Origin of the sequence: Legionella pneumophila subsp. pascullei (assembly GCF_900637585.1) — a bacterium.
Taxonomy (GTDB): domain Bacteria; phylum Pseudomonadota; class Gammaproteobacteria; order Legionellales; family Legionellaceae; genus Legionella; species Legionella pascullei.
Genome location: NZ_LR134380.1, coordinates 235,234 through 253,819 on the forward strand (window position 1 = coordinate 235,234; position 18,586 = coordinate 253,819).

An 18,586-nucleotide genomic window follows, 5' to 3' on the forward strand; every position below is an offset into this window, starting at 1 on the left:
GTTCAACCCGGGTACCATTGATTTTTACTCAGATTACTTTATAGTGGATTTCTCTTTAAACGCGTCATGCTTTGAATGGATTTCATTTTATGATTTCGAAAAAAATAACTCAAATTTCATTTTCCCTTGCTCTGGCTCTGATTGTTGGGTTGACAGAAGCGAAGACTACTCGCCCTGCGGATGAACAACAACGTGCTCGCTCTATTTATAAACAATTTATCGAAATACAATCAGGGTTTACTACAGGCTCAACAACGCCGCTAGTTGAGGTGGCAGTAAAGTACTTGAAAAACGCTGGTTTTTCCAATGAGGACATTTTCGTTGGTGGAGCCAGTCCGCAAAAAGCCAATCTGGTTGTGCGTTATCGCGGTACCGGGGACAAGAAACCCTTGTTATTACTTGCGCATACGGACGTTGTTGAAGCCAAGGCTTCCGATTGGAGCATGAATCCCTTCCAACTGACTGAAAAAGAGGGCTATTTTTATGGCAGAGGCACTTTGGATGATAAGGCGCAAGCGGCTATTTGGATAGCCAACTTAATCCAATTTAAACAGGAAGGATTTAAACCCAAACGCGATATTATTGTTGCCTTGACCGCTGATGAAGAAGGCAGTAGTCCATACAACGGAATTAGTTGGCTGATTAAGAATCACAAGAATTTAATCGAAGCAGATTTCGCACTTAATGAAGGTGGGTGGGGTGATTTGGCTAATGGGAAAAAAATATCACAAAATATCCAGGTGAGCGAAAAATACATTGTCAATTACAATCTAGAGGTTCGTAATAAAGGCGGTCATAGTTCACTGCCTACCAATGATAATGCCATTTATCGTCTTGCCGGGGCATTAGAAAGACTGTCGAAATTTAGTTTTCCTTTAAAAACCAATGAGGTCACTGCTGCTTATTTTAAACAGATGGCTGCTATTGAGACAGGACCGCTGAAAACAGAAATGATTGAAGCAAGCAAGGGCTCAAAGCAAGCTATGCAACGTTTAGCTGATAGTTCACCTCAATGGAACGCCATTTTACGAACAACCTGCACCCCTACCTTACTTGAAGGTGGGCATGCGATGAATGCTTTACCCCAATTGGCAGCGGTCACCATAAACTGTCGTGTGCTTCCAGAGGATTCACCTGAAATGGTTGAGCAATCTTTAAAGACAGTTATCAACGACCCAGAGGTTACACTAAAGCGCATTGGCAAATTGTCCAGAGGTCCGAGCTCTCCACTTAGCCCTGAAATATTAAAAACAATTACTCAGCTCACTCAAAGGTATTGGCCTGAAGTTCCTACCATTCCAATTATGGTTACTGGTGCAACGGATGGGCGCTATCTGCGATCAGTTGGAATTCCTACCTATGGGGTGATGGGGCTATTTTTAGATCGCGATGATTTCCGAGCCCATGGTCGTGATGAACGGATTAGTGTCGAATCCTTTTATGAAGCTCATGCATTCCTTTATGATTTGGTGAAACAACTGTCAAGCAATGTAACTTAAGAATGGTTTTTCCAGTCGGGGCTTTGCTAAAGGTAGGATATTGATTTGAGGCCCTTGGGTCAGTTTTGCGCAATTTCCCAATGTGAAAGCTTGTAAAAACAACGAATGTTTATTGAGATATGGAAAACAGGTATATTTTAAAGGGCTTAAAGGTCATTGATCTGAGTTCGGTTCTTGCAGGCCCCTCTGTAGGTACTTTTTTTGCTGAGTTAGGTGCATCAGTTGTTAAAATCGAACATCCCGTACATAAGGATGTGACAAGAACATGGAAACTCCCTGGAGAAGATCCTGATTCTGAGATTTCAGCTTATTTTGCTAGTGTTAATTTTGGAAAGGAATATTTGTTTTTAGATCTCATGAAGCAAGAGGATTATCTCTGTTTCCTTAATCTCATCGCAGAATCTGATATTTTAATCATGAATTTTAAGAAGGGAGATGATGTAAAGCTGCGTATACAAGATGATCATCTACACAGTATTAATTCGCGCCTTATCATTGGAAAAATCAATGGCTACGGTGACGAAAGCGATCGCGTTGCCTATGATCTTGTGCTTCAGGGTGAAAGCGGTTTTATGTCAATCAATGGGACACAGGAGAGCGGCCCGGTAAAAATGCCCGTCGCCTTAATCGATGTCCTTGCAGCCCATCATCTGAAAGAAGCCATCCTTCTGGCTCTCTATCAGCGGGAAAAAAGCGGGAAAGGCAGGGTTGTCTCTGTTTCCCTTTATGATGCTGCTGTTAGCAGTCTTATCAATCAGGCATCGAATTACTTGATGACTGGGCAGGTGCCGCAGCGCATCGGATCACTGCATCCCAATATTGCCCCCTATGGCGAATTGTTCCAAACATCTGATGGGGCGCTTATCATACTGGCAATAGGCTCAGATAGGCATTTTGTAAAACTATGCAATATCCTTGGGCTAAAAGATTTACCAGGAAAAGACGAATTCAGGCACAATCAAAACAGGGTGAGGAATCGGGAGCAACTCGCTGTACTAATTGCTGAACAAACAGAGAAACTCCAGAGCAGTGAGCTTCTCGAAATGTTGCACAGGGAAAATATTCCTGCAGGCAAAATTATGGATCTCAAGGACGTTTTCGATAATGAGCGTGCGAAATCCCTCATTCGCAAGGAAGTTATTGATGATGTTCCCACAGCGCGCGTTACATCCGTTGTTTTTAAACAGACTTTATAACTAAAGGGGAGCCATTGAATTATGCAGATGAATAATATTAGTCCTCATGCATAAGCTGTCTCTTCATTGCTGCGCTGCAAACGTCTCTGCAGCGCACATTAGAAAGCATACGCGCTAAACGGTTTTTGCTGATTTCATTAGTTACAAACAATGTTTATTAGGATTTCTCTTCATACAAAGATTGGCAAAGTAATACCGTAAATCGGATACGAAGATATCCCCTTCATTTTCCATTACGAAAATTCTTTCAGGTTGCAATTCAAGGTAATTGGATGCCATAAGGATGGAGTAATAAACTGATCCGGCATAGGAGAAAATCCATTTGTCGAAAAAGGGTAGAATCATATCAGGATCGTTAGAATAAAATCGTTGATAAATATCGCTAATTAATTCCTTTCTCACGTCAAAATTGCTTTTAAAATAAAAATTGTTCCTATCCTGACGATAAAGCGTGAATGGTGTTTTATCGGGGTTACTTTTTAAACCGGCATTAAGATTCATCGATACAATGATGCCTTTGGCATTTTCAATTTGTAATGTTGTCGTATTGAATAAATTGTATCCATTATATTCTTTCAGATAGGATTTTAAATAATCAACAGCGTTATCTGTCAATGGATCGAAATAACTTTGAATAGAGAAGTTTATCGCGTGCTGTTCCGGATCATTTACATCATAGCCACAGCTGACGTAAGTGTTGTAAGTAAACAGATTAGGGGAGATTTTTTTTGAAAAAACTTGATCTATTTCATTTTCTACATCATCACAGCTCAGTTCCAATCCTGTAAGATTACCGCTGACTCGAACAATTTGAGTTGGAAAATCAATAGTTCTTTGAGCCATTTGACTAAGATTAGGCATTTCCTGTTCATTGCTATAGTGCCTGACTACGGTATTTTTATTCTGCGGCAATGGCGAAAAAATAAGGCCATCTGTGTTGTTATCAGAATTGGCAAAAGCAAGAATGGGAGATAAAAGCAAAGCGCCTAATAAATAACCTGGTTTCATAACAAACTCCTTTTTAAATTGATTCATAACTCCTTCCCAATAATCATCAGATTAGAAAATTGTTAATTAATTGCACTAATCCGATGTGACAGACAGTATATCTTATCTGGTTTGCAGAGCAGATCCTATAACCTCATATGAGCGACAGAAAATAGCAACATTCTTTACTTTAAAAAACTACCGATAACTATTGAGAAGTAGATAGCTTATAAGAAGAAAAGCAATGGTTGGAGCAAAATTAATTTAATATTTATTTAATAATTTACTGTTAGAATTTCGAGCCATGCGAAAACCTGAGGAGAAAATATGATATCCCAAAAAGAAGCGCTTGCTTTACTTAAGAAATATGAAAAACACTTAAATGAGCTGCAAAATATTATTACAACAAGTTATCAAAATCTTTTACGTTGTGATGCGCAAATTATACCCAATGCTCTAGCTGCTTTAAAAGCTATAGCAAACAACAGTCAATTTGTACCAGTTGTAGCTACTTCAGGTATGAGCAGTATAAAAGCATTGAATTCTGATCCACAAATAGCTCTTAAGGAATTGTTAGTGAATGATTTTTTTAAAGATCATTTCCAAAAAATGTGTACTCACTATGCCAAGGATAACCCGGAATTATTAACAAATTTACAAAATTTTCATGCATGCATAAGCCAAGAAAAAATTATTATTTATAAAGCAAAAAATGGGGAACTTGCGCTAAAGTTTCCTACCCAAGAATGGAGAGACAGATTTATTCAAAAAATGGGGGGCGTATCTCATTTTGCATCTTCTGATAAATTCAATGCCAATAAAGCATGTCCGCAAACTTATCCTGAAAATCCCACTACGCTGTATCTCAGTACCTATACAGCAAAAAATGGGGAGTTAGCGGTAGTCTTTCCTAATAAGGAAGTACGTCAACATTTTTTAACCTTACTGAGACACGCCCCTTCAGCAACATGGTCAATTTATGAGGGGCAGGATGCGGTCTATTTTAATGATAAAAAGTTGCATACCCCGGGATATAACTTTGGTATTAATGCACCAGCGTGTATTTCACAATCGTCTAATGCTGCCCATGCGGATGTTCGTTATGCTGCAAGGATTTTGGGCCAAGCCCTTAGAAATCCAAATAACACTTGTTTCTTCAACAAGCTTCCAGGTGAATTAATTAATAAAATCATAAGCTTAAGTACAGATAATGAAGTGCTTGCAGAAGAAGAGGCGATAAATACGGTGGAGTCTTACTTAGGTAAGCCGCAGTTAAAATAATCAGCTATTTTTATTACTTGAACCAATGGAGTCGGGGCTTGAATTTTATGTGCAAAGACAAGGAGTCATTGCAATAAAAAATTCAAGTACTGACTCTTGATTTCCTTGCTCTAACGAATGCGTCAGGAAATCAAGGTTCACAGCTGGTATTAAACCAGGTAATCAATCCTGTCCCATAATTTTTTTAGCCGTTTATTTAATTAAGTTGATCATGCGGTTAAGTATGTTTTTTAAAGGTAACAATTAAATTGGAGTCTTTCATTTTTGTGACCATGGACTTTGGATCATAACCATGGGGCAATTGGAATGATTGCATGTAATTGCTTTGAGAATAGCTGACACTTTTATTGTTAGCTTCTTCACGAGTGATTTTCTGTGTTACATTTGCGCTAATAACTAACTGTCCATTTTTAACAGAAACATCCACTTTGCTATCAGCACCTTGCGGTAGTTTTATCTTATAAATAAGTTCGTCTTTATTCTCTGTAATTTGAATGTTTTTTGCACTGCCAAAGAGATTGTCATTAGGTCCGTTTGCAAGGCTATTTTGCATTTGTGAAAATTGGCTTTTGATAAATTGATCCATAGCTTGTTGCATTTTGTGCATTTGCTGCAGAACATCATCATGTGATTGAAAAAAAGGATCGGTATCAAATGGATCCTGGATTAATTGTTCGTTAGTATTTTGTATTTTATCATTTTGTTTCGCCTGAACGGTCATGGAGTTCGCAGATATCGTAGCGGCAAGAGCGATGATGATTAAATTAGGAAGTAGTTTATTTTTCATGAAAAATCCCCTCACAAGATTTGTTTATAAAAAATTCTATCTCCATTAATATGGATATTCTTACTTCAATCCACTCATTAGATCTCTTGCATAACCTGCCTCTTTGATTGTATTGCTGTGTTGCCAACGTTTCTGCGGTGCTCATTTACTGCATGTAAACTTCGCTCATCAAAACGTTAGCGCCTTGCCCTAAAACAAAAAAATCAGGTTATGCAATAGATCTATTTTAAAGTGGTTGTCTCCCATTGGTGAATATGAAAGCCACATGCAAGATATTGGGTTAAGCCAGATTTTTTCAAGTACAAATTGACGAATATTTGGAGTGTAACAAAGCCATATAACGTATAGTTCAAGAGAGGGCATAGGCAAGGCTTTGTTAAGCCATTCATAAGTCAGGGCTTATCTTATGATTCGGGACTTAAGGTAACAAACGATGATTTAGCCACAGTTTGTCACCCTAAATCTGAAGGAATGAGGATTAACTGTTAATGTTGGTTTTTGCCGCTTTGATGTCGAAGCGATCGGCTGTCATTACCTTAACCCAGGCATTAACAAAATCTTGTATAAATTTCTCTTTTGCATCATCGGTGGCATAGGCTTCTGCGACTGCTCTTAACTCAGAATTTGCGCCGAAGATGAGATCAACCGAAGTCGCTTTCCATTTCAGTTTTCCAGTTTTGCGATCATAACCTTCATAAACCCCCTCTGTCTCACTTGATTTCCTCCATTCTGTTGACATGTTTAGCAGATTGATAAAAAAGTCATTATTTAAAGTTCCAGGTTTGTCAGTGAATACACCATATTGATTTTGTCCGGTGTTCGCGTTAAGTACACGCATACCACCAACTAAAACCGTCATTTCTGGGACACTTAATTTCAACAGACTGGCTTTTTCCACCAACATTTCTGGTGGTGACATGTTGTTGCTTTTATCAAAATAATTTCTAAATCCGTCTGCCGTAGGTTCAAGAACCTCAAAAGACTTCACATCAGTCATCGCTTGCGTAGCATCCGTGCGTCCTGGTGTGAAAGGAACAATGATGTCGTAGCCAGCTTGCTTGGCCGCTTGTTCAATTGCGGCATTACCACCTAAAACTATCAAATCCGCAAGAGATATTTTTTTCCCATCGGCTTGAGCATTATTGAAGTTATTCTGAATGCTCTCCAATGTTTTTAATACTTTTGCTAACTCCTGAGGATCATTAGCCGGCCAGTCTTTCTGGGGAGCCAGGCGAATTCGCGCACCATTTGCCCCGCCACGCATGTCAGTACTACGAAAAGTGGATGCGGAAGCCCAAGCAGTTTTTACCAGCTCGGGTGTGGACAATCCCGAATTGAGGATTTTACCCTTGAGATTAGCAATATCATTGGCATCAACTAATTTGTAGTCGACCGGCGGAACAGGATCTTGCCAAATCATGATTTCTTTAGGCACTAAAGAGCCAAGGTAACGCGAGCGTGGCCCCATGTCTCGGTGAATCAGCTTAAACCAGGCACGAGCAAATGCTTCATCAAACTCTTTAGGGTTATCAAGAAAACGCTTGGCAATTTTACTGTAAACGGGATCAAATTTTAGTGCCAGGTCTGTGGTCAGCATGACCGGTGCATGCCTTTTACTGGGGTCAAAGGCGTCGGGGACCATTGATGAGGCATTCGAATTCTCAGGTACCCACTGGGTTGCTCCCCCCGGGCTTTTGGTTTTAACCCAATTGAAATTGAACAGGTTTTGCAAGTAGTTATGGCTCCATTGGGTAGGGGTTATGGTCCAGGCACCTTCTAAACCACTGGTAATTGTATCTTTCCCTTTGCCGCTGCCGTAACTGTTTTTCCAACCAAAGCCTTGTTGTTCTATGCTCGCCGCTTCTGGTGCTGGCCCCAGATATTTGGTGGGTGCAGCTCCATGTGTTTTCCCGAATGCATGCCCGCCCGCAATTAGGGCAACCGTTTCTTCGTCATTCATGGCCATACGCCCAAAAGTCTCTCGAATTTTTTCAGCCGCAGCAAGAGGATCTGGAACGCCGTTTGGTCCTTCCGGATTCACATAGATTAAGCCCATCACGGTCGCAGCAAGCGGTTTTTCAAGTTTACCGTCTTTACCCTGGCGGTTACTTTCCAGCCATTTTCCTTCAGGACCCCAATTGATATTGATGGCCTCCCATGCGTCTTCACGCCCTCCAGCAAATCCAATGGTCTTGAAGCCCATAGATTCCATCGCAACATTTCCAGCAAGTACCAACAAATCAGCCCAAGAAATCTTGCGCCCATATTTCTGCTTGATTGGCCACAGTAAACGTCTGGCCTTGTCCAGATTGGCATTGTCAGGCCAGCTGTTTTGCGGAGCGAAACGCTGGAAGCCGCCATTTGCTCCACCACGGCCATCATAGATGCGGTAAGTTCCTGCCGCATGCCATGACATGCGTATGAATAATGGACCATAGTTACCATAATCAGCAGGCCACCAGTCTTGTGAGGTAGTCATTAATTTTTTGAGATCCTCTATCACGGCATTCAAGTCTAAGCTATTGAATTCTTCAGCATAGTTGAATTTTTCGCCCATAGGATTCGAAGTGGCATTGGGTTGGCGAAGTGGGCTAAGATCGAGCATTTTAGGCCACCAATATTGATTGGTTTTCGGCTTGTCTTCCTGGGCATGGGCATAATTTGGAAAAACAGAAGGCGAGATGGCCAGAGCGAATGCAGCAAACAGAGGTATTGTTTGTTTGAACATAGAAATGACTCCCTTTTCTATACAGAAAAAACAAAGTATACCCCATGAGACTTTTAAGCAGCAACAACACTTTAAGCAGTTTATTTAATTAAGATAATCTGAAAATATATTTTAATTTCAAAATATTAGGCTTACATTTTTTTTGATAGCTTAGTGATCTGTTCTGCTACCTCTGGTTCATTAATGCCACGGATAATTACTTGATCCTTTGTCTTGATTTTGGCTACTTCAAAGTGAATGTCACCTAAGGTTTTGCTTAAACTTCTCAAGAAATCTGAAGATTTAATTTGGTGTGTTTTTTCAACTGTTTCAAGAGAAATTAGTGCGTCCACACGATGTTGCCCATCTGTGCGCAGGTGCGCTGTCACTTCGGGACCCACTAAAGATTTCAAAATGGAAGCAGTCGAGGTTTCAAGAGCTTTTGGATCATAATTATAGCAATTGGTGCTTATCCTATTCCAAAAATCGGTATCCAATTCTTTATCTGAGTTTTTAAAAATATTAACCCCGAGAGGAAAATAATTGGAAATTCCTTTACTTGTATAGGCTTTGACCAGTTCCTTGTAGCTCTGCGTTTCATTATCCGGGTTATGGACATGGTACCAAAGGTATTGGCTGGCATTTTCATCCTGTTCTTTAATCATTTGTTGGAATATACAATGGCCAAATCCCAAGACTACGACTACTCCTCCATCGTTTGCTTTCACATGCTCTATAGTATTCTTGGTAAGCGTTTGTTCTCTTCTTATGGAATTGAGGCTCGGCTCTTTAAGCTGTTCTGAAACTGGTAAATCAATTCCACCAAGTTTGAATCCTTGTTCCTTCATTGCCTCAAAAAGTTCCAATTTAGCAACAACGCTTCTCAGTTTTTCAACCCCTTGCTCATATTCAGGATGTTCAAGAGGTAGCTCAGATAATTTCTTGACTTGTATCTGGATGAGTATTTTCATCATAGAAATATTTTCCTCCAGTGATGCACCTGGTTCCATTCCATCAACACAAATGGCTGTATATCCGGCTTTCTTCAAATCAGGAAGTTGTTTGATAAGAAAATCGCTCGTTGCCCTATCCGCATGACTCTCGTATAGCACGACTGGAGGAAGGGCATATTTGGTTTTAGGCATACAACTCTCCATTTGAGGTATATTTTTAAGTATAGTTGATGAAATTGAAATGCCCATTTAATGGGCAAAATATTGAGATGAGGCTGTCTGAGTAATGATTTTTCTGATTGAATTGAGATTTGGAGAATAAGGTAGTAAGGACATGAGTTTCTTATTCGTTTTTAATTTAATAAATTTCTTATGTATTGCAGTTATCGGTTGAGTCTATCCTGTTCATTATTGTTATGCTGGAACTCAACCGATTCATGATATTGGAAGGATGAAAATATTAGCGTGTGGCTAAACCCATCCTGTTTTCTTCCGAATCATCAGGCTCTCTAACTACTTCTTCTGATTTTCCTTTTATGGCATCTTGAAATTTTTGTTTGAAGCTCTGAGTGGTTGTGGTTGGTGCCTCAAAAGTATTCGCTGTTTTTGCCCTTTCTTGTTTCACAAGAGCTTGATTCGTATTAAGAAGTAGCAATTCCGTTTGAACTTGTTGGCTGAAATGACTGAATGATGTGGGGGTGGCAATGGTGGTTTGAGATGCCTTTTCTACATTAAATCCATCAGTCCTCATGATATTTTTTAGCTCGTCACTTATGCCTGCTTTGACCACTTGCGTCGCTGAAGTGGAGCAATTAAATTTATAGAAACTATAGGCGGTTGTGCTTTGCGCCAAACTGGCCATTTTGTCAAGAATTCCTTCTGTATCAAGAGCAAAAGTTGGAGCATTGTGGTCAAGTGTTGTAGGCATTCTAATCACTGATGAAGGAGGCTCTCCAACACTGAGATACCGCTCTTCAAAATCCGTTTGACATAACTTGATTTGCTCCGCCACCCTTTTTAGTTCTTTGTTAATCTCATAACCACGAGCGATTTCTGCATCAGTTAAACAGAGATCTTTATTAGGTTGTCTCTGTTCAAGGCCAGCCCTGGCCAATTCCTGTTCATAAATTTTGCGTTTATCAATTAACTGCTGTAATTCGACTTGCAATGCTGCTTCTTCAGTTTTTAATTCCTGATAAGCTGGGTCATTTTCAATTTGAACAGCTGCTTTAATTTCTTGGTGGGAAAGCTCTCTAACTTTCGTAATCGTTTTTTCACTGATTAATATTCCCGTGACATTGGTTTTATTAGCAGCAGGGGTATTCTCACCATATAAATGCTGCTGTATTTCCGGTTTAATTTTGGGAGCTGGTTCATGCCGCCATTCTGATTCCAAATCTTCTCTGTGACTGTTAATGTGATGACCATTGGTATGGCCTGGCCACCAGCTAAAATACACAAAGTAAACAACTTGTTCTTTTGGTTTATAACTGCCGTCTTTCTGTTTTTCCGGAACGATTTCTGTTCGTTTGCTAATTGAAAGACCAGATACATCTTGATATTTTTTTGCTAGTTCATCTCCTTTTGCATCAGCAGGAAAAGTTAATTCAACGGCAGCATGGCCAACATTGCCACCAAATAACATGGACTTAACTGGTTTGGTAAATCCCAACCCTTTGGAGCCACTTTTCCAGGTATAGATTTCAAGACTCATAATAAAATCTCCAGTCAATAGTATGATTTTATTATGCTCTAATTGATTAAAATTTAAATTAAAAGAGACTTATGTGTGCAGGGAATTTCAGCATAGACCATTCCTGACCGGAATGACGGTTAATTTCTAAGGGTTGATAAAGACTTATGCAGTGGGTCAAGAGATAGCAGAAATTGATCTGATACGGCGGAATATTTCTCAGGAAAAAATAAAATGGATTAATTATTCTCAACAATAGTTGTTTGTAATCCAGCAAATGAATTTTATTTATAAACAAGGAGGTCTTTGCTTAGTGGTGCAGTTGTAATAATTTTTTTCAATGAACTTCAATTTTCAGGATTTTAAACTAATATGAAAAGATGAAAGGGATATTTAGCGAGCAGATCATGACCATGATGATTACAACAGGAAACTCGTTTGAAGGGAAAGTGATTAAACAATATTTGGGTATAGTGCGAGGGATAGTGGTACGTTCCCCCACTATCAGCCAGGGGTTAATGGGAGGTTTGAAGTCGATTGTCGGTGGAAAAATTGGTGCTTACTCGCAAATGTGTGAACATGCCAGAGAAGAAGCATTTCAACTGATGATAGAACATGCTCAGGCGCTTAATGCCAATGCCATTATAGCCATGCGTTACGATACGGGTGAGATTGGGCAGGCTGGCACAGAGGTTTTATGTTATGGAACGGCAGTGATTATCTGATGCGTTATTTTTCAAGTGCAAATCATAGAGTATTTCCCGGCTAAGTTAGGAGGGTATAGAGGAAATATGATATTATTCTTAGCTTTATAAGATGAACAACAAGCCCAATGAACATTGTAAGAATATTACTTTCATTTCTTTTTTTATTTTTTAATTGCTTTAGTTTCGCACAAGCCCGGTTACCACAATTATTTCTATTTTTGGGGGGAGACAAGGCAAGCTCCTTTCAGCAAACTCTGCAAAATCCTTGCATCCAGGGAGTACAAATCATTTATTCCTGGAGGCAATTGGAGCCGCAAAAAGGAGTTTACGATTTTTCGAAAATCGAGGAAGATTGGACTTTCCTAAGTAGAATCGATAAAAAACTGTTTATTCAAATCCAAGATCGTTCATTTAGCCCAGATGTATTTCATGTACCTGACTACATTCGCCTGGAAAAAGCATATCACGGTGGTGTGGTACAGCAGTATGACTTCCCGGGAGAAGGAAAACCAATAACTACAGGATGGGTGGCTCGGACCTGGGACCCTGCTGTAAGAAAACGCTTTCAGTTATTATTAAAAAAACTGGCATCAAAATTTGATGGAAAAATTTATGGCATTAATCTTCCAGAAACTTCAATAGATCTTGATCCTGATAATCTCCCCGAAGATTTTAGCTCAGACAAGTATTTCTATTCAGTCCTTGATAATATTGGTTATTTAAAAAAGGCTTTTCAAAAAAGCAGAGTCATTCAATATGTTAATTTTTTCCCGGATGAGTGGAACGATGACCATCACTACATGAGTAGACTGTTTGCATTTGCCAGAAAGCACCATATCGGTTTAGGTGGCCCGGATGTGGTGCCTTATAAAAAATCGCAAATGAAAAACAGTTATCCTTTTTTCCACAAATTCAAAGGCAAGATAGAAACAGCCATAGCGATTCAAGAACCAGATTATACTTATACCAACCCTAAGACAGGCACTTTCTATCGCTTTGATGACTTTTATTCTTTTTCAAAAGATTATTTAGGCGCTTTCATTTTATTTTGGAATACCGAAGAGCCCTTTTTTTCAGAGCAGCTTTTACCTAGATTGAACAGTACTTATTTCAATTGCAATAAAGGCAATAATGAATCGCAGGTTGCTGACACGGCTTAAAAGGGTAGAAAACGTATTATTTTTATTTGAAGCGAATTCCTGATTTACCAAGGTATGTATAGGCTTATATGCTAAAATAAAAAAATAAATCTACCGAACCCATCTAGTTGAGGTGACCAATGCTTGTAGAGTTACTATCACGGATTCAATTTGGTTTTAGCATCGGCTTTCATATCTTATTTCCCACTTTAAATCTTGGACTGGCGGTTTTCCTTGTCATCATGGAAGCCATGTGGTTAAAAACAAAAAATCCCGCATATCTCGAAATATGCAAGTTTTGGACTAAGATTTTTGCTTTGACTTTTGGCATGGGGGTTGTCTCTGGCATTGTTTTGGCTTATCAAATTGGTACCAATTTTGGACCATTCATCACTCAGTTTGGAAACGTCCTGGGAGCCTTGTTTGCTTATGAGACCTTGACCGCTTTTTTCCTGGAAGCTGGTTTTTTAGGAGTAATGCTTTTTGGTTGGAAAAGAGTTCCCCCGGCACTTCATTTTATCGCAACCCTGTTGGTTACCATAGGAACAACCATATCCGCTTTTTGGATCATGTCAGCCAATTCATGGATGCAGGCTCCCAGTGGATATCAATTCATTGATGGGAAGTATGTTGTCGACAGCTGGTGGGCTGTTGTTTTTAATCCTACCTTCATTCCCAGATTTACTCACATGATGTTAGCTTCTTATGTAACCACCTGTTTTGTCATTATGGGGGTATCCGGATTTTATTTGTTACGGAAGAAAGCCCCTGCAATTGCTAAAAAAAGTCTATCTTTTAGTTTATGGGCCTCTTTGATTTTAGTGCCTTTGCAAATAGGAGTGGGTGATGTTGTAGGAATTAATGTGCATCATTACCAACCATTAAAAACAGCTGCTATGGAAGGCATATGGCAGACTCAAAAAGGGGCTCCACTTCTTTTATTCGCTATCCCATCGCAGGATCAACAAAAAAATTTCTATGAAATTGGCATACCAAAACTGGCAAGCTTGATCAATACGCATGAGTGGAATGGCGAAATGATAGGGTTAAGCAGCGTTGGAAATGAAGAGCAGCCTCGTATGGCGCCTGTATTTTTTTCTTTTCGCATTATGGTGGGTATAGGACTCATCATGTTATTTACCGCTATCATTGGCGTTTTCTTGCGTTTAAAAGGAACTCTTTTTGACAGTACCTGGTTTCATCGGTGGAGTATTGTCATGGCGCCACTCGGGTTTATTGCCAGTATCGCTGGATGGCTTACTGCCGAACTTGGGCGGCAACCATGGGTGGTTAATGGTCTTTTAAAGACAAGAGATTCTGTTTCCTCAATTGGAGTTGAAGAAGTTCTCATTTCTTTTATTTTGCTGATTGTGGCCTATGGTGTCGTTTTTGGTTTTTATCTTTATTATCTATTCAAACTAATATCCCATGGGCCTGGTTCACTGGAAGAAGACGAAGTCGAACATCATGCTTTCCAATACATGACCGACTTCCCCAAGGAGGAAAAATAATGTTACCGTTTGTTTTCGCCACACTTCTTGGGTTTATCATTTTGATGTATGTCATTTTAGATGGTTTTGATTTAGGAATTGGCATTTTATTTCCTTTCACGTCAAATGAGAACGAACGCGATAAAATGATGAATTCTATTGCACCAGTTTGGGATGGCAATGAAACCTGGCTGGTTTTTGGAGGAGCCATGCTTTATGGTGCATTTCCGCAGGTTTACGGTTTACTTTTGCCCATCCTGTACATGCCCATCATGCTCATGCTGATTGCTTTGATATTTCGTGGCGTGAGTTTTGAGTTTCGCTTTAAGGCCAAAAAATCAAAAACCTTGTGGAATTGGTCATTTTCAATCAGCTCGGTTGCAGCCACTTTTTTTCAAGGGGTTATTCTTGGCGCTTTTGTGCAGGGGTTTTCTATTAATGAATCCTCTATGACCATCAATGATCCGGATTGGCTTACCCCCTTTAGCCTTTGCACTGGCATTGCTTTGATATGTGGTTATGCACTTTTGGGGGCTACCTGGATGATTATCAAAAGTACGGGAAGGCTTCAACGTAAAATGGTTCATTATGCCAGAGGATTGTTAGTATTGGTCAGCTTTTTCCTGCTTTTCGTTAGTATTTGGACGCCTTTGCATAGTGAGGAGGTTTTTCATCGTTGGTATAGTTTTCCAAATGTGCTACTACTGAGCCCCTTGCCCTTGATAGCCTTAATGGCTATTTACCTCGTATGGCAGAACTTAAATTCCGGAAGTGAATACAAACCGTTTATTTATAGTATCGTTATATTTTTATGCTCGTATATAGGAATTGCAATCAGTGTATACCCCTATTTGATTCCCCATCAATTGACTCTCTGGGAGGCGGCAGCACCTGATTCGACACTTGTTTTTATCTTGATAGGTGTGGCTATCATGCTGCCAATACTTCTTGCCTATACGCTTTACGCCTATCATCTTTTTCGGGGCAAATCAGCAGAAAACTATCACTAGTTCATTTTCTGATATGGAGTTATTTTTAGCCATTTAGGGAAAAACATGGGAGTCACTTTTTGATACTCGAGATAAAGTTTGCCTCTGGATTCAATCGAACCTTGTTCAGTCATGGGGGCTGTAATTCTTGTCATGATTAAATAAAGAGTTAATGGCGAAATGATGGCTACCCATCCATAAGGAGCAGAAAGAGCAAATAAGGTAAAGGAGCACCATACCAGCCATTCATAAAAATAATTTGGATGCCTGCAATAACGCCAAAGTTTTTGATTACAGACTTTTCCTGGATTATTTTTTTTAAAATGTTGTAATTGAGAGTCAGCAGCTGTTTCTAAAATTATTGCCGCCAGAAATATAATCAATGCAAGAATATCCAATAGACTGAGTGTTGGTTGAGTTCCAGAAGAAGAAAAATACCAGGGGATGGAAATAAGGCAAATCAACGCGCCTTGTAACTGAAAATTTAAAAAAAATCCCAAAGGCTTAGCAAGCCTCCAATCATTACTCAATGCAAGATAACGTTTGTCAACTTTTTGAAGACGTATTCGTGTCCACCATAAATATCCCCCAAGTCTAATTCCCCACATAAGCAGTGCCAGGCAAAGAACTATAGAGCGTAATGAAAACTCGTGGCTGTTTAAATAAACAAGGCCAGCCAGTGTTAAACCAGAAGCCCAGCCTACATCAACGACTGAAGGATTATTGGTGTAACGGTACCATAGCCAAATCAAGCACATGTGTAAAAAGATGATGGCGACCACAAGTAAGATTATCATCTTATTCCTTTCCTGTATGTGTAATTAAATAGATATAAACTCAGCGGCAAGAATAGAGACCAGGTTAACCCCAGAGAAAGGTAAAATACCATTCCACTGCTGATAAGGGTTGCTGCTCCAAATTGAACTCCTAGCCAATACGCAAAGATAATGGATGGAAACATGATTAGCCCCCAAAGAAAGTAGTGAGTTAACCAGGAACTGTATAAAAGAACAAGATTAAATCCAAAACTTAGCCACAGAGCGATCATCCAAAGCGGGGGAAAATAGGAGCCAAAAAAATTGGCTTTAAAATAGATCATACCGCTATAAAGCCAGATGGCATCAGTGATTGCACCTAATATGGCCAATCCAATAGAATAATGGAATGCATCACGCCAGTGTAGTTGATTAATTATCTGCAAAATAATCTGTGCTGCCATGATTAATACAGTAATGATTAATCCCAATAAAGGGTAGCCATAAGCGGCAAAGTAGATACAACACATCCAGCATAAATAGTACGAGATAAAGTGGATAATACTCAAAAAGTTAATGTTCATCACTATGACTCATACGACCTGCAAGAGCAATACATCCTTGACCAGCATGTAAACCAATGGCAAGGGATACAGATTCTATGTAAGTGGGTGGTTTATCGAATGCTTGGGTTGTCATTTCAGCGAGATGCAAAGCCTGGTTTTTCTCATCCGCATGAACAATGCAGTAATCCTCTAATATGAGTTGAGACTCGTCTCTCTTTTGCTGCAGGAAGGAAATTAATTTATTGTATGCTCTTGAGGCCGAAAAACACTTGTCTACTATAATACCTTGGCCTTTTGCATCAATTGAGACAATAGGTTTTATATTGACCCACTGGGCAATGCGCCCAGAGATTTTGTTCACTCGACCAGAACGAATCATCGATTCAAATTGATTGACCATGACAAAAATATAGGTGTTATTTATTGCTTCTCTAAGCAAGTTGATAACGGTTTTCAGGTCATTCCCTGAAGCGATTAGCTGCCCTGCATAATGCAATAGTAATCCATGTGCCCCAGAATTGGTTTTGGTATCCAATACGGTGATATTCGTATATTTTTTTGTTGCAGTAAGGAATGAATCATAAATACCACTCATTTGACTGGATAGAGCTAATACAAGGACATTCTCATATTGTGATGCAATTTTTGCCAGTTTTTCCTCTATAAGAGTTGGGTTCAAACAGGAGGTTTTCGGATGAGTTTTGAACGAGTTGAGTTGCTTGTAAAAATAATTAGCATCAAAACAATATTTATCCAGTAAATGATGTTCATCAACATGAATATTTAAAGGAATTTGATAAATTTGATACTCATCAATGAAATTCTGGGGTAAATCGGCACTTGAATCAGTGACCAATGCTATCTTATATTTTTTCCCAAACTGTAGTTCGTGCTGTCTTAGCATGTCATCTACTTTAGGATATTGAATGGTGTAATGCTGATATAAACCCGTGAAGACTTCACGAGGATTATTGGTATGAACATGAAATCTGGTGATGCGCTCATTACCTGTAACAGAGGCACAATCTCCTTGTTCTTTTAAAAAATGTAATAATTTATTTTTATCAATTGATAGAGATTTGAGAACCGCTTCAGCGCAGTAGCGATATTCTGTTGTGGCACATGACAGAGGAAAGTGGTCTGTGGTTGATAAAGGCGAGTCGATATGCACTGTATCTGTGGTATGTGATTGCTGCAAAAATTGAGTAAATCCTTCAACGAAATAATAAAATCCTAATGCGCCAGCATCAACAACATTGGCTTTTTGCAAAATATTTAACAATTGTTTGGTTTGTTCCACTTCACGGGAGAGTAAAGGCAGTAACTCCAACATGGTCTGAGCTAACAGAGAGCTGGATTGGTTTATCTCACAAAGCGAGGCCCATTTTTGAATGAGGGTTATCATGGTGCCAGGTACTGGATTGGTTACGACCGTTGCAATTTTTTTACCAATTTGAACCATAATTTCTGCAAAGTCATTAAAATGGAGTTCTTCTTTTTGTGGTAAATATTTGGATAGTAAGTTAAAAAATTGAGAAAAAATAATTCCGGAGTTTCCGCGTGCACCAATAATACTTGCATCAGCAATTGATTCAAGAGTGACTCTTAATTCAATTTTTGCTGAGGAAAACTCAATGATTGCCATGCATGTGGAAGATAAATTATCCCCTGTGTCTCCATCAGCTACTGGAAAAACATTGATTTCGTTGAGTACTTGTTTATAGCGAATGAGCTTATGGCAGCCTGCTATTATTGCGGCATGAAAGGTTACGCCAGTTAACTTATCCAAAGGCATGGTATGTCCGTATAATGAATATTGAAGTTTCCGAACTAATCC

15 protein-coding genes are annotated in these 18,586 nt (G+C 39.3%); 7 read left to right on the top strand and 8 right to left on the bottom strand.

What is annotated here, in order from left to right; translation table 11 throughout:
* Positions 1 to 89 precede the first annotated feature (89 nt).
* Positions 90 to 1,499 (top strand): M20/M25/M40 family metallo-hydrolase, encoded by a 1,410-nt coding sequence (locus EL201_RS01050; protein ID WP_027223304.1) that lies wholly within the window; start codon positions 90 to 92, stop codon positions 1,497 to 1,499.
* 134 nt (positions 1,500 to 1,633) lie between these two features.
* Positions 1,634 to 2,695, top strand: coding sequence for a CaiB/BaiF CoA transferase family protein (locus EL201_RS01055; RefSeq protein ID WP_025862451.1), 1,062 nt, complete (start codon positions 1,634 to 1,636; stop codon positions 2,693 to 2,695).
* A 141-nt stretch (positions 2,696 to 2,836) separates the two neighbouring features.
* Here the strand turns inward: EL201_RS01055 and EL201_RS01060 are convergent, their stop codons facing one another.
* Complete coding sequence (locus EL201_RS01060) at positions 2,837 to 3,703, bottom strand: Lpg0189 family type II secretion system effector (RefSeq protein WP_010945950.1); 867 nt, start codon at positions 3,701 to 3,703, stop codon at positions 2,837 to 2,839.
* Positions 3,704 to 4,009: 306 nt separating this feature from the next.
* Here EL201_RS01060 and EL201_RS01065 point away from each other — a divergent pair, with 306 nt between their 5' ends.
* Entirely contained in the window at positions 4,010 to 4,963 is a 954-nt protein-coding gene (locus tag EL201_RS01065; RefSeq protein ID WP_027223305.1) for a hypothetical protein, read from the top strand.
* Positions 4,964 to 5,180: 217 nt separating this feature from the next.
* Here EL201_RS01065 and EL201_RS01070 read toward each other — a convergent pair whose 3' ends face one another.
* From EL201_RS01070 to EL201_RS01085, 4 genes are all read right to left on the bottom strand, one after another.
* On the bottom strand, positions 5,181 to 5,750 hold the full coding sequence (locus tag EL201_RS01070; RefSeq protein ID WP_027223306.1) for an Hsp20/alpha crystallin family protein: 570 nt from the start codon (positions 5,748 to 5,750) through the stop codon (positions 5,181 to 5,183).
* Between the two features lie 478 nt (positions 5,751 to 6,228).
* Positions 6,229 to 8,478: a catalase/peroxidase HPI gene (gene katG / locus EL201_RS01075; protein ID WP_027223307.1), complete on the bottom strand. Its 2,250-nt coding sequence runs from the start codon at positions 8,476 to 8,478 to the stop codon at positions 6,229 to 6,231.
* Between the two features lie 131 nt (positions 8,479 to 8,609).
* Positions 8,610 to 9,614 carry a TraB/GumN family protein gene (locus EL201_RS01080; RefSeq protein WP_080273272.1) on the bottom strand — a complete coding sequence of 335 codons (1,005 nt, stop codon included), beginning with the start codon at positions 9,612 to 9,614 and terminating at the stop codon, positions 8,610 to 8,612.
* 256 nt (positions 9,615 to 9,870) lie between these two features.
* Positions 9,871 to 11,124: a hypothetical protein gene (locus EL201_RS01085; protein WP_027223309.1), complete on the bottom strand. Its 1,254-nt coding sequence runs from the start codon at positions 11,122 to 11,124 to the stop codon at positions 9,871 to 9,873.
* 386 nt (positions 11,125 to 11,510) lie between these two features.
* Here EL201_RS01085 and EL201_RS01090 point away from each other — a divergent pair, with 386 nt between their 5' ends.
* The 4 genes from EL201_RS01090 (at position 11,511) to cydB (ending at position 15,449) form a co-directional block, all read left to right on the top strand.
* Positions 11,511 to 11,828 carry a YbjQ family protein gene (locus tag EL201_RS01090; RefSeq protein WP_027223310.1) on the top strand — a complete coding sequence of 106 codons (318 nt, stop codon included), beginning with the start codon at positions 11,511 to 11,513 and terminating at the stop codon, positions 11,826 to 11,828.
* Positions 11,829 to 11,935: 107 nt separating this feature from the next.
* On the top strand, positions 11,936 to 12,970 hold the full coding sequence (locus EL201_RS01095; protein WP_027223311.1) for a hypothetical protein: 1,035 nt from the start codon (positions 11,936 to 11,938) through the stop codon (positions 12,968 to 12,970).
* A gap of 119 nt (positions 12,971 to 13,089) precedes the next feature.
* Positions 13,090 to 14,460 (top strand): cytochrome ubiquinol oxidase subunit I, encoded by a 1,371-nt coding sequence (locus EL201_RS01100; protein WP_027223312.1) that lies wholly within the window; start codon positions 13,090 to 13,092, stop codon positions 14,458 to 14,460.
* Positions 14,460 to 15,449: a cytochrome d ubiquinol oxidase subunit II gene (gene cydB, locus EL201_RS01105; RefSeq protein WP_027223313.1), complete on the top strand. Its 990-nt coding sequence runs from the start codon at positions 14,460 to 14,462 to the stop codon at positions 15,447 to 15,449. The genes EL201_RS01100 and cydB overlap by 1 nt, the downstream gene beginning before the upstream one ends.
* Here the strand turns inward: cydB and EL201_RS01110 are convergent.
* The 3 genes from EL201_RS01110 to EL201_RS01120 are packed head-to-tail and all read right to left on the bottom strand — an operon-like array spanning position 15,446 to position 18,544.
* Positions 15,446 to 16,225 (bottom strand): DUF1295 domain-containing protein, encoded by a 780-nt coding sequence (locus EL201_RS01110; RefSeq protein WP_027223314.1) that lies wholly within the window; start codon positions 16,223 to 16,225, stop codon positions 15,446 to 15,448. The genes cydB and EL201_RS01110 overlap by 4 nt on opposite strands.
* Positions 16,222 to 16,767 (bottom strand): DUF2878 domain-containing protein, encoded by a 546-nt coding sequence (locus EL201_RS01115; protein WP_027223315.1) that lies wholly within the window; start codon positions 16,765 to 16,767, stop codon positions 16,222 to 16,224. Before EL201_RS01115 ends, EL201_RS01110 begins: the two co-directional genes overlap by 4 nt.
* Complete coding sequence (locus EL201_RS01120) at positions 16,757 to 18,544, bottom strand: DegV family protein (protein ID WP_027223316.1); 1,788 nt, start codon at positions 18,542 to 18,544, stop codon at positions 16,757 to 16,759. Before EL201_RS01120 ends, EL201_RS01115 begins: the two co-directional genes overlap by 11 nt.
* Between the last annotated feature and the right edge of the window lie 42 nt (positions 18,545 to 18,586).

Coding starts and splice junctions, on each gene's coding strand:
- EL201_RS01110 (WP_027223314.1), bottom strand. CDS start 16,225: ATGATAATCTTACTTGTGGTCGCCATCATCTTTTTACACATGTGCTTG.
- EL201_RS01115 (WP_027223315.1), bottom strand. CDS start 16,767: ATGAACATTAACTTTTTGAGTATTATCCACTTTATCTCGTACTATTTA.
- EL201_RS01065 (WP_027223305.1), top strand. CDS start 4,010: ATGATATCCCAAAAAGAAGCGCTTGCTTTACTTAAGAAATATGAAAAA.
- EL201_RS01085 (WP_027223309.1), bottom strand. CDS start 11,124: ATGAGTCTTGAAATCTATACCTGGAAAAGTGGCTCCAAAGGGTTGGGA.
- EL201_RS01100 (WP_027223312.1), top strand. CDS start 13,090: ATGCTTGTAGAGTTACTATCACGGATTCAATTTGGTTTTAGCATCGGC.
- EL201_RS01090 (WP_027223310.1), top strand. CDS start 11,511: ATGACCATGATGATTACAACAGGAAACTCGTTTGAAGGGAAAGTGATT.
- EL201_RS01095 (WP_027223311.1), top strand. CDS start 11,936: ATGAACATTGTAAGAATATTACTTTCATTTCTTTTTTTATTTTTTAAT.
- EL201_RS01050 (WP_027223304.1), top strand. CDS start 90: ATGATTTCGAAAAAAATAACTCAAATTTCATTTTCCCTTGCTCTGGCT.
- EL201_RS01120 (WP_027223316.1), bottom strand. CDS start 18,544: ATGCCTTTGGATAAGTTAACTGGCGTAACCTTTCATGCCGCAATAATA.
- EL201_RS01070 (WP_027223306.1), bottom strand. CDS start 5,750: ATGAAAAATAAACTACTTCCTAATTTAATCATCATCGCTCTTGCCGCT.
- EL201_RS01080 (WP_080273272.1), bottom strand. CDS start 9,614: ATGGAGAGTTGTATGCCTAAAACCAAATATGCCCTTCCTCCAGTCGTG.
- EL201_RS01060 (WP_010945950.1), bottom strand. CDS start 3,703: ATGAAACCAGGTTATTTATTAGGCGCTTTGCTTTTATCTCCCATTCTT.
- cydB (WP_027223313.1), top strand. CDS start 14,460: ATGTTACCGTTTGTTTTCGCCACACTTCTTGGGTTTATCATTTTGATG.
- katG (WP_027223307.1), bottom strand. CDS start 8,478: ATGTTCAAACAAACAATACCTCTGTTTGCTGCATTCGCTCTGGCCATC.